The organism is Bacteriovorax sp. DB6_IX, from assembly GCF_000447775.1.
In the GTDB taxonomy this organism is placed as follows: Bacteria; Bdellovibrionota; Bacteriovoracia; order Bacteriovoracales; family Bacteriovoracaceae; genus Halobacteriovorax_A.
In genome coordinates, this window is sequence record NZ_AUNJ01000020.1 from 1 (window position 1) to 11269 (window position 11269).

At 37.9% G+C, this 11269-nt stretch carries 12 protein-coding genes; 3 read left to right on the plus strand and 9 right to left on the minus strand.

Annotated elements, in window-relative coordinates; genetic code table 11:
• Positions 1–853: tryptophan 2,3-dioxygenase family protein (locus M901_RS00705; protein ID WP_021276231.1), on the plus strand; the 853-nt coding region annotated here is incomplete at its 5' end.
• A 3-nt stretch (positions 854–856) separates the two neighbouring features.
• The gene (locus M901_RS00710; RefSeq protein WP_021276237.1) at positions 857–1663 is read left to right on the plus strand and encodes a transferase hexapeptide repeat protein; all 807 of its coding nucleotides are present in this window, start codon (positions 857–859) and stop codon (positions 1661–1663) included.
• A 15-nt stretch (positions 1664–1678) separates the two neighbouring features.
• Here the strand turns inward: M901_RS00710 and M901_RS00715 are convergent, their stop codons facing one another.
• From M901_RS00715 to M901_RS00750, 8 genes are all read right to left on the minus strand, one after another.
• Positions 1679–2215: a DUF420 domain-containing protein gene (locus M901_RS00715; RefSeq protein WP_021276239.1), complete on the minus strand. Its 537-nt coding sequence runs from the start codon at positions 2213–2215 to the stop codon at positions 1679–1681.
• A complete protein-coding gene (locus M901_RS00720; RefSeq protein ID WP_021276230.1) occupies positions 2208–2447 on the minus strand; it encodes a hypothetical protein in 240 nt (79 codons plus the stop codon). Before M901_RS00720 ends, M901_RS00715 begins: the two co-directional genes overlap by 8 nt.
• A gap of 105 nt (positions 2448–2552) precedes the next feature.
• Positions 2553–3203 (minus strand): cytochrome c oxidase subunit 3, encoded by a 651-nt coding sequence (locus tag M901_RS00725; protein WP_021276235.1) that lies wholly within the window; start codon positions 3201–3203, stop codon positions 2553–2555.
• Positions 3204–3214: 11 nt separating this feature from the next.
• Positions 3215–6064, minus strand: a complete 2850-nt coding sequence (locus M901_RS00730; protein ID WP_021276238.1) for a c-type cytochrome — start codon at positions 6062–6064, stop codon at positions 3215–3217.
• A gap of 22 nt (positions 6065–6086) precedes the next feature.
• Complete coding sequence (locus M901_RS00735; RefSeq protein WP_021276233.1) at positions 6087–7163, minus strand: putative membrane protein; 1077 nt, start codon at positions 7161–7163, stop codon at positions 6087–6089.
• Positions 7164–7206: 43 nt separating this feature from the next.
• Positions 7207–7989: a cytochrome b N-terminal domain-containing protein gene (locus M901_RS00740; protein ID WP_021276241.1), complete on the minus strand. Its 783-nt coding sequence runs from the start codon at positions 7987–7989 to the stop codon at positions 7207–7209.
• 19 nt (positions 7990–8008) lie between these two features.
• Positions 8009–8512 (minus strand): ubiquinol-cytochrome c reductase iron-sulfur subunit, encoded by a 504-nt coding sequence (locus tag M901_RS00745; protein WP_021276236.1) that lies wholly within the window; start codon positions 8510–8512, stop codon positions 8009–8011.
• Between the two features lie 123 nt (positions 8513–8635).
• Positions 8636–9529, minus strand: a complete 894-nt coding sequence (locus M901_RS00750; protein ID WP_021276234.1) for a HEAT repeat domain-containing protein — start codon at positions 9527–9529, stop codon at positions 8636–8638.
• Positions 9530–9631: 102 nt separating this feature from the next.
• Here M901_RS00750 and M901_RS00755 point away from each other — a divergent pair, with 102 nt between their 5' ends.
• Entirely contained in the window at positions 9632–10177 is a 546-nt protein-coding gene (locus M901_RS00755; RefSeq protein WP_034719262.1) for a hypothetical protein, read from the plus strand.
• Positions 10178–10203: 26 nt separating this feature from the next.
• Here M901_RS00755 and M901_RS00760 read toward each other — a convergent pair.
• A partial coding sequence (locus M901_RS00760; protein WP_021276232.1) for a hypothetical protein occupies positions 10204–11269 on the minus strand: 1066 nt, incomplete at its 5' end.

Consider the following 11269-nt stretch of genomic DNA (forward strand, 5'->3'; position numbering starts at 1 on the left):
TTTAGAAAGAATAAAAAAAATTCAAGGCGTACTCATTGATCAACTCGATGTTATGGAGTCAATGACTCCGATGGACTTTCTAGAGTTCAGAGATCTTCTTGTTCCGGCCTCAGGTTTCCAGAGCGTTCAGTTTAGAGAGATTGAAATTCTAATGGGTTTAAAAACTAATCAAAGAAAAGAAGTTGATAGACAATATTTCCTAGGAAGACTTAAAAAGCCGGATCAAGAAAGACTACTTGAAATGGAGAAAGGTGCTTCATTAATCAACCTTCTAGAGTCTTGGCTTGAAAGAATGCCTTTCACTTTTACAGAAGACTTTGATTTTTGGGGAGAATACCAATCAACAGTCGATGACATGCTTTGCGGTGATGAATTAACGATCCAAGACAATAAGGCGACTCTTCCTCCGAAAGGATTGGAGATCCAATTAGCAAATCTTGAAGCAACAAGAAAAACTTTTGAAAGTTTATTTGATGAAAATATCCACAATGGCCTAAAAAAAGATGGAGAGAGAAAGCTCTCTCAAAAAGCAACATTAAATGCATTATTCATTCTTCTCTATAGAGATGAGCCAATTCTACATTTACCATTTGTTATCTTAGAAAACCTTATGGATATTGATGAGCACTTCACGACATGGAGATATCGTCATGCCATCATGGCCCACCGTATGCTTGGAACAAAAATTGGTACAGGTGGTTCGTCTGGACACCAATACCTAAAAAGTGCAGCAGAAAACAATAGAGTTTTTATGGATCTATTTAATTTGTCGACTTTCTTAATTCCAAGGTCAAAACTGCCGACACTACCTAAGCAACTAAAAGATAAAATGAATTTCAACTATAGAGGATAATAAATGGTTAAGAAGAAAGATAAAGATATGGAAGACCTTCCACATCTGCATGAGGAAAAAGAAAAAAAGGCATTTGTCGATGTTACATCAACAGAATCTGACCTTAAGGGCTTTTTAGGTGCCTTTGAAGTTTTCCTAAGAAAATATAAAGGTGTTGCATTTATTTTTGCGATGGTTCCTGCTGCAATTGCCTATATCTTTTCATTAAGTATTTCGCTAACACCAGGATATTTAATTATAACTAAAACCTATGCAATGACTTCTGCACTAAGTAGTCCTGTGCATGCATTTCTCATGGCACTGTCTTTAGTTATGTCATACTTAGCCTATGGGTTAGTACTTATTTTTGTTGTTCCCTTCTTCAATAAGTTAATGCCTCTGAAGATTAAGCCTTGGAGAGGAAACTGGTACTCAGTTCACACTATCCCTTGGTATTATCACAATGCCCTTATTCAATTAGTAAGATATACAATCTTAGATTTTATCACTCCAACTCCTCTCAATGTTATGTTCTATAGAATGATGGGAATGAAAATTGGAAAAGGTTGTATTATCAACACATCAAATATTTCTGATGCATGCCTCATTGAACTTGAGGACTATGTTACGATTGGAGGATCGGCCACAATCTTTGGTCACTACGCCCAAGGAGGTTTTCTTGTCCTAGCACCTGTGAAAATTAAAAGAGGTGCAACGATTGGATTAAAGGCCTCAATTATGGGAGACGTCATTGTTGGTGAAAAAGTGACTGTTAAGCCACACTCAATCCTACTTCCAAAGACAAGACTAAATAAAGGTGATCCTCAATAAGAGGATCACTATTTTCTATAAATTATAATTTTTAAGAATATACACAATCGCTACTCCTGTTACAGAAACATAGAGCCAAATTGGTAAAGTGAACTTTGCCCACTTCTTATGCTTTTCAACCTTATTAGTAAAAGCATTCCACAGTGTTATAAACACCATCGGTACCATTACGACTGAAAGCACGATATGAGTGATTAAAATAAAGAAGTAAATTGGGCGAATTAAACCCTGTGCCAAAAACTTAGTATCACCATGGAAGTGATGATAGAGAAGATAGCTTACTAAAAACAAACCCGATGTTACCGTTGCAGCAGACATCGATTTGATATGTAGAGATACTCTTCCCGTTTTCACAAAAATGTAACCCAGGACTAAAAAAATTGCACAAAGTGAATTCAAACTAGCATTTACATAAGGTAGGTTTGCTACCCATGCATACTCAACTTCCGAAGGTGGTTTGAAATAGATGAACCACACAAGAAACAAAATGATCAGAAAACTAAGAGCGTAAATTGCCGTATAAGCAAAGTTCTTCTTATTTGCGTTACTCACTTTTTTCTTCCTCCACGACCTGATTCATTTCAGTAGGAGTGAGATTTAAGTTTCTATTCTTAATAATAGTCCTATAAAGAATATAGAAAGGGATATAAGTCAAAACGATGAAGCCCGCTAAGATATAGACTAATCTTGTATCCTTAGGATTCCCCATTGATCCAGCACACCCAGGACAGGCAAAAGCATAATCAACAAGTAAAATTGCAATTAATATTATAAAGACTCGCATAAACCTCTTTTAGCGTAAATTTCATGAATCGAAAAGAATAATCGGTGCTATGCAACTTAAACGAGATAAAAAAAAGGCTCCCGAAGGAGCCTCTTATATTCAAACCTAGATTAGGTAAATGAATGTAAAAACAAGAATCCAAACAAGGTCGACAAAGTGCCAAAAGAGACCAACGATCTCTAGCATTCCATAGTCACCCTTATCAAATCTTCCCTCTAGAGCAAACTTATACATCCAGCATAAGTAGATAACCCCCGACAGTACGTGAAGACCGTGGAAACCAGTAATTGAGAAGAAAGTTGCCGAGAAAAGGTTATTACCTTTTGTATACTCAGAAAAAGTCATTCCCATATCATTAATCAGGTGAGCATACTCATATGCCTGAATCCCTAGGAAGATCGCTCCCCCAATGATTGTAGCTAATAGCCAGTTTCTAATCCCTGCCTTATCTCTTTGCTTACAAGCATCAATACACATAACCATTGATACTGAAGAACAGATAAGGATAAATGTCATAATACCAGATAAGTGAACACCACCTAAGGCTTCAACTGGATTAGGCCATGGATTATTTGCTGGAGCTGTAAATCTTAAAACAGCATAAGCAAGTAGTAGACCAGAGAACGACATCGCATCCGTTCCAAGGAATAACCACATTCCGATTTTACTTGGACTCGCTTTTCCAAATTGCGGATCCTCTGGGTACTCAATCACACCATCATGTACTAATTTTTTAGTAGAAGCGTGTCCTGCCATAGTCTATCTCCCTACTTATTATCTCTAGTTTTTTTGTGCTTTGGTGAATAGAAGTTATGTCCTTCTTCCATCAGAAGCTTAGTTAGAGCTTTAATTTGTTTCTTAGCATCTCCACCTAGAATCTCTGGGTCAGCTGCTTCTCCATCAATCCAGAATGAAGGCATCGTAGTACCAGGTAAAATTTGATCTGGTCCTGCAAGCCACTTCTCAATCCAACTTGGACGTAGTCTTCTTCTAGCATACTTAAGATTTGGAGCAGTTGGCTCATCTTTAGTATAACCTTCAGCGTGACATGAAACACAGTCTAATGTTTTAAATAGTTTCTTAGCTGCAGCTCTTTCACCTGGCTCCCAAGTTACCTTCTGGTGTACATCTTCGAATGTATCCATCTTAGACTTTCCTTGGAATAGAGCTACAAGTTTGTTTCTCTCTTCATTAGTCAGGTTAAATGATGGCATTCTAACTTTTAGCCAAGGTCTAATTGGATAAACATTGTCTAAGAAGTAATGGAACCAGTCAGCTTGTACTCTATGACCTTGACCAACAAGTCTTGGTGGACCTTCGTTGATATCGTCTTCGTACATTGCAAGTACATCTCCGAACATTCCATCAATCTGGTGACATCCGATACAGTTGTACTTAACAGCAACTTTCATCCCTTCAGCAACTGCTGCTTCATGCTTATCTAGTCTCTTAACACCTTTAAGAGGTACTTTATCAGCTACTTGCCCAAGTAGAGCAACTGTAATTTCTTTTGCTTCTTCTTCACTCATGTTGAAGTTAGGCATTCTAAGAAGATCTTTAAATGGCTTATCAACACCATTATCCCATCTTCTTGGTCTTTGTAGGTGAGCTGTAATCCAACCGTCTCTAGAGTGCTCAACATCGTACTCGTGAGAGAAACCAAATTGAGTTAGAGGCTTCGAACCAATCTTAGAAAGCTCTGGTCCAATTGGAGCTCTTCCTTCAAATCCTTTAAGACTGTGACAAGAATAACAACCGTATTTACCAACAGATCTCTTACCAAGTTCCATTGTTCTTTCATGGTCAGTCATACTTGCTAACTTCTTCTTGGCAACATCGATTGTATCAAATGCAGAGAAGTAAGTTACAAGAATTTCATCTCTAGCGGCCTTATCCATTTTTTCAAACTTTAGGCTTTCAAACTTCTTATTCTTACTCTTTTCACCTTCAAGAAGGTAAGCAGTGATATCATTTGCTTCTCTATCAGAAAGTCTGAAAGATGGCATAATTGTATCAGCTTGATAGTGAGATGGTCTCTTTAACCATGACACCATCCAGTCTTTAGACTTGATCTTAGATCCTAGACCTTCAAGGTATGGACCTTTGTGTGCATCAATCTTCTTAGACTCAATTGGGAAATCAGCTACACCGTGACATGCCATACATCCCACTTCTTTAACGAGCTTCTTACCTCTTTCTTTATTACCACCCGTATATCTCATGAAAGGCTTATACTTTTCAGACTGAGCGTATACAAATTCTGTAATTGCATTAACTTCTGCAATATTCTTCTTAGTGAACTCTGGAGTTGAGTTATTCTCTTGTCCAAAGAACGCTGGCATTTTTGCATGCTTATTAAATGCTTTCGGATCCCATACCCAGTTTTTAAAGAACTCTTTAGAAACTTTTGATGCAATCTTTTCTAGGCTTGGACCTGGCTTACGCTTATCTTCCCAACCTTCGATTTTGTGACATCCATAACAACCATACTTTTCGATGCTCTTTCTACCCTTATTAAGAGTTGTCGCACCAGGAAGGTATTGAACGTCTGTGTGACATTTCACACAACCTGCTTCGTATTGTCCTTTTTTGAATTGAACAATAGGAACCTTGTGTGGCTCATGCCAGTGATATTTCTCTGCCCATTCTTTTCTCTGTTCAGCAGTAGCTGGCATGTGAGCTGGAGCATTGAAGTCATTAACTCTGTGTCCTTCACCACCGTGACAAGTTGTACAACCAAACTTCTTCATTGGGTGCTTCCCTGTAGCTCCAACCATAAGGTCAAGCTTCGGGTGAGTCTTGTGTGGATTAGGCTGATCTTCGTATCCTGGCTTGTCGATGAAAGTGTGACAAGTCATACATCTGTCAACTTTTGGAACGTGCTGGAAGTATCTATCATCAGTAATATTTTCTAGAACAACTTGCTTGATCTTAACTGTTGGATCAAGGAAGTCTAAGAAAGGAGCATTTCTAACAGCAAAAATTGGAGTAATTTTTTTCTTGTCGTAAGCACCTTGAAGGAGTTCTTTCTTACCAACAATATTTCCAATCTCTTTTTTAGTATTAGTTACAACTTTTTCTAGATCTGCAATCTTCCTTCTGATTTTCTTCTCTTCGCCTTGAAGAGTTTTCATTCTATCTTTTGAAGCTGCAAATAACTTCTTCTTTTCTTGAAGTTGTTTGAATAGCTTTGGTGCATATGGAGCCTCGTGAGCAACCGCCCCACCCCATTTGAAACCTAATGCTGCAACGTCACCGTTTAAACGACCATTTGTAATCGTCTCTTCTTTAAGATCTCTAAGTAGTGTATTTAACTCACCATTTAGCTTAGAAATCTCATCATTCTTTCCGGCCACATCTTTCTTAGCTTCTTCAAGTTGCTTCTCAAGAATATCAAGTTTTTCTTGTGAAATAGCTTTTTCTTCAGCTTCGATTTGCTCAGCAAGCTTTTGCTTTTCAATCTTCATCGCTTCAATTTGAACCGCTTTCCATGGTCTGATGTAGTCATCAAGGAAAACCCAAACTACTGATACAAGAAGTATCAGCGAGAAGAAGGCAAATACCTTATGTAGCTTTTTCATTTCATAGGCCATTCCAGGCTCATGTTTTTTTGCCATTGCTATATTCCTCTTTTAACTCTTATAAGTTCAGTTCCCACTCTGGAAGTGCAATAATGTACTTCAGAGAGAATAGCCATCTAAGTACCATCTTAATTGGTAATGAAGTCATACCAAGTAGTAAGAAGATAAAGATGTAATATCTAATTTGTCCTGTGTTTTCGATAATCTTTTTACCCCACTTAGTTTTAGCACTCCAAAGTGGGATAACAACTATGTATGCAACCGTTAGGATGATACCTAGTATTTCTCTTAGAACGATATTCCCTGGCATTGGCATATTAAGCCACTTAATCCATAAGAATTCTGACAAGTTCACGTTATATTCAGAAACAACCTTGTGAAAATCCCAGTACTCAAATGGTCCATAGAATGTCCAGTTAGGACCTCTTAGGAATGTTCCAACAATGATTAGGTAGATCCAAAGAACTAGCCAACCATACATGAACATCCACATAGCAAGTGGTCTTTCTTTAATTGTAAAGTATCCGTTTCCTTTTGGGTTTGTATCGATATATGGGATTGCCATAAGACCAACAACAATAATACCAGGAAGAACAACACCGGCCATCCAAGGGTCAAAGTATACAAGCATTTCTTGTAGACCAAGGAAGTACCATGGTGCTTTGGCTGGGTTAGGTGCCCAAGTTGGGTTAGCTGGTTCCTCTAGTGGAGCCTTAAAGATAATTGCCCAAACAACTAGGAAAACAGTCGCACCAATCATACACATAAGTTCCGTGTAAACAAGGTTAGGCCATGTCCAAACTTTTTCTCTATTTTCAGGTGTTGCCTCAATAGGACATTCACCCTTTTCAATACGTGCATCGTTTTGTGCACATCTATATAGTGAGTACCAAGTAAGCCATGCAATTAGAATGATGATAATGTTGATCGGAATATTATCCGGCCAAAGAATAATCGCTCTAAAGTTGGCGTCCATACAGAACCAAGCAACAACAGGTAGAGATGCAACAACTGCACCAATTGCAAACTTCTTCGTCCCAATGATTCTGTAATACTTCATCATTAGGATGTATAAGATCGTCATGATAGGAAACGATCTAATCGGGTCTGCCATGTAGTTAATAAACTCTTTCATTCCTAATATCCTTCTTAACCCTTAAGGTTATAAATTCCATTTTTTAAAGTGGTGCTGAGATACCACCGTCTTTTCTAACTCTCCAGAAGTGAACTGCAATAAGAACCCCAACAACAAGTGGAATGAATACACAGTGAAGAATGTAGAAACGTAGTAGCGCTGGCTCACCAACAAAACGTCCACCAAGAAGTTGGAAACGAACGTCGTTCTTATCAGATACCATTACGAAGTCCCCAATCTGAGCTAGAGCAGCACCTGGACCACCATGCCCAAGGAATGGAGTTGCTTTGGCCATGTTCGAACCTACGGCAATCGCCCAAATTGCTAGCTGATCCCATGGAAGAAGGTAACCAGTAAATGATAGAAGAAGTGTTAAAATTAGAAGAACAACACCAACACCCCAGTTAAACTCTCTAGGTGGTTTATATGATCCAGTCATAAAGACACGGAACATGTGAAGCCACACGGTAATAACCATGGCGTGGGCACCCCATCTGTGAATCTCTCTCATAATCCCTAAAGGCACGTGCTCTTTAAGGGCAATGATATCGTTATATGCGTATTCAGCAGTTGGTCTGTAATAAAACATTAACAGTAGACCAGTTACTGTAAGCGCTAGGAAAATAAAGAAAGTTAATCCACCCATACACCACGTATAACCAAGTTGAACACCTGAGCGCTTTAACTTGATTGGGTGAAGGTGAAGAAATACGTTACCAGCAACAACAGCAGCTCTGTTTCTTGCATCAGTAGGTGGTCCGTGTCTAAAAATAGACTTCCAAACCTGTGTTTCTCTAATGTAATCAGCTACACCTTTTTTAGCCATTCTAACCTCTATATATTAATTAAACTGATAAGTATGAATCTGGGTGATCCCATTGTCCCTTTTCGTAACGGTAGATCTTAGTTTTATCAACTTTGATCTTCCCTTCAGGAGTTAATGCGATCTTATATCTTTCAAGTGGTCTAGGAGCAGGTCCTTCAAAGTTAATACCATTCATGTAATAACCAGAACCGTGACATGGACACTTAAACTTTAATTCAGCTGGAAGCCAGTTAGGTACACAACCTAAGTGTGTACAAATATTTGAAAGGGCCACAAGCTTACCTTCTTGCTTAACCATCCAAACACCAAAACCGTTTTTCCAACGCTCGTCTACACCTTCCTCATAATCAGCAGGGAAACCAGCAATGAAATCCATCTCTGGATCAAATGTTACGTTTGGATAAGAATAACGGAACGCTAAACTCGCAAGACCCGCTACTGCCGAAGTAAAGGCAACCCATCCAACAGTGACAAAACTGAAAAATTCACGTCTGTTCAGTTGCTTTTTAGATTCATCTGACATTTTAATTCCTCTTAATCACTATTATTTTGTTTCCAAAATAGTCTAAACAACATGAGCACAAGTCTCATGTTGCAAAAATATATATAAGTTTTTTTAAATCCCTAAAATTATCCTCGGATACTATCACTTTTTCAACAGATTTAAAACTTCCTTTCCACGTGCAACAACTTTTATATCCTTCTCTTTAGAAAGCATCTTCTCAATTGACGCAGATAGTCCATGCCATTTGCTTTCTTGCGCAGCGTTTAACACATTAAACTTCAGGCCTCTAATCTCATCAACAGTCAGCTTCCCATTCAGTGAAGTCTGCTCCAGGAGGAGGATTTCGTTAATTGTTGGCACTGCACCATCATACTGAAACTGAATCAATGCTGTTGCCGCAGCATACCTAACGCCATATCCCAATTCGCTATTTAGTAACTTAATTATTTTTTCTTGAGCTGCAGCAACCTTATGCGTTGCAAGAACAAGAGTTGCCGCTTGAACCATTCCATAATCTTCAGACTCAAGAAGATTTATTACAGGAGTCCAATCAAAAACTATTGATTTCGGCATATTTCCTAGTGCCACAACAGCATGGAACCTTACATTCTTATCTTTATCGTTTAAGGCCTGTGAAAGAAGCTTTAAACCTCTTTCATTTCTTAGTGCACCGACTGCGACAATTACAAAATCACGTGTTCTATGATCAATTGTATTATTATATGTGTCCGTTAAATTTTCGATTAACCAAGGGATGTCTTCCTGTGGAATATTTCCCGAAGCAATGATTTTAGAAAGCTCTAAAGCCGCTACCCACTTGTTTCCGAACGTTTTTGACTTCATTTCTCTGACAAGATCTTTATAAGAGTGATCGTCAGATAACATTTTAGTAACTCCAAAAATAATGAGAGCACCAACTAATACAATTGCAACAGGAACAACTAAAGAACCAACGAATGGATTCTCCAAAAGTTTTTTATCAAACTTTGCATTTCCTGATGCACCTTGAGGTGTATTTTTTCCATTTTCACTCATGAGTAGGATTGCCTTTTTGTGATTGAATAAACTAGTATGGGCTCACATTTAGCAAATTACGAAATGGTTGACAATATAATCTGAAATAACAAAGAGAAATTTATGGCATACTTACTACGCTCACTGATTTTAATCATGGTTCTCTCAGTGGCCCTTACGACATGTGTCGCACTAGGATTTGTTGATGTCAGTATGAGTCATATCAAATTGGCCATCCCGACATTTATTTACACAATCTTCGCACAAGCTTTCGTCATGTTCTATTTCATTGGTGTTTCAAGGCTTGTAAATAATATTGCGATGATTATTGGAACAGAGAAAAACCTTCATGAATTATTCGAAGTACCACCAGCAGATCTTCAACCTTATAAGGATAAGGTAAAAAGATTTGTTCACGAAGCAGACCTGGCCAAACGCCAAACAATTCCTTGGACAATGCTAATGCTGATCCTAGGGATGATCGCCTTCTTACTTGGCGGGGCACATGATACGAATATGGTACAAAAAACCACGCACTCAGGTGTTGTTTACGGTTTTATTGCTGCCATGGTCATCGGATTTGTTCGTCAGTGGTGGTTTCTTGGAAAAGCTCACTTTCTACTAAGAAAGGTGAAAACACTTTTTGATATTCCAGATGGACAAATGTAATCACAATAACCTAGTTAAGTGAAAGTTTAAATCGACTTTACCCAGATAAAGACTTTGTTCTTTCCAGGTGGATTTCTACGGGTCCTAGTTCTAGATTCATAGATGATGGCCTTATCAACTTCTTGGACCTGCGCCATGAACTCTTTTAAGTAAGTTCTAGGGACATATAAGTTGTAATAATACCCACCTGGTACGGCCAAGCCCGGTTTCACATTATCAACTTGTGTAACATTATAACGATCAAGAAGTTCTGTTAATTGGCTTCGTGCTGTTCGCGTATCACTTGATCTCATCATCACACGATAAACCTTTGTATTACCAAATCTCGTATCACGATAACCACGCTTAACTTCTTCTTCAAATTTAGAAGTTTCGCTATCTGCAACATCAAAGTCTTTTGGAAGTGTATCCAAAGATGTAAGTACAACTTCAGATTCAACACTCACCCTTTCTACATCTTCTAAAGATTCACCTAGAATTGATTCAGAGTCATCAACATTTTCAATATCTTCAACATCAAGTTCAAAATTTTGAGCAACTTGAGTCTGATCTGAGTTATCAGTAAACTTCAACCCCTGGTCTTCCCAACGAAACTGAGGTTCATAAATCGATATTTTATCTGTGAGATATTTCTTATATTTTTTATTCGCGAATTCAACGAGATGAACTAAGAAAAAAGCAATCCCTAATACTGCGATGACATTCCCTAAAGTCTTAGCGTTCTTTATAAGAGCGTCTTTATTTTTAACTTTATCTAAATTAAGTTTTTTCCCAACGAAGTCTCTGTGCATTTTTTCCAGAAAAATGCCCCAATCTTCATAGAGTGTTACTTCCATAGAAGTCATGATCTCTTCATCATGACTTCCAGAAAAATTAATCTCTTCATCTATATCTTCAACAATTTTCTTCACAGTTAAATCTAAGTTCTTTGATGTTGGATTAGTAATCAAAAGATTTTCATTAAAGTAATCTTCATGATGTGGAAAAACATCTACAAAGAAGTTTCTGATAACTCGTGAAACAATTGTCGGCTCGAGATCTAGTTCATGGCAAAGTAATCGGAGTGAAATATCCTTTTCAATGAAGCTATAA

Excerpts from the sequence above, each read along its gene's own strand:
- M901_RS00730 (WP_021276238.1), bottom strand. The coding sequence starts at position 6,064 with ATGGCAAAAAAACATGAGCCTGGAATGGCCTATGAAATGAAAAAGCTA.
- M901_RS00735 (WP_021276233.1), bottom strand. The coding sequence starts at position 7,163 with ATGAAAGAGTTTATTAACTACATGGCAGACCCGATTAGATCGTTTCCT.
- M901_RS00750 (WP_021276234.1), bottom strand. The coding sequence starts at position 9,529 with ATGAGTGAAAATGGAAAAAATACACCTCAAGGTGCATCAGGAAATGCA.
- M901_RS00720 (WP_021276230.1), bottom strand. The coding sequence starts at position 2,447 with ATGCGAGTCTTTATAATATTAATTGCAATTTTACTTGTTGATTATGCT.
- M901_RS00745 (WP_021276236.1), bottom strand. The coding sequence starts at position 8,512 with ATGTCAGATGAATCTAAAAAGCAACTGAACAGACGTGAATTTTTCAGT.
- M901_RS00725 (WP_021276235.1), bottom strand. The coding sequence starts at position 3,203 with ATGGCAGGACACGCTTCTACTAAAAAATTAGTACATGATGGTGTGATT.
- M901_RS00740 (WP_021276241.1), bottom strand. The coding sequence starts at position 7,989 with ATGGCTAAAAAAGGTGTAGCTGATTACATTAGAGAAACACAGGTTTGG.
- M901_RS00710 (WP_021276237.1), top strand. The coding sequence starts at position 857 with ATGGTTAAGAAGAAAGATAAAGATATGGAAGACCTTCCACATCTGCAT.
- M901_RS00755 (WP_034719262.1), top strand. The coding sequence starts at position 9,632 with ATGGCATACTTACTACGCTCACTGATTTTAATCATGGTTCTCTCAGTG.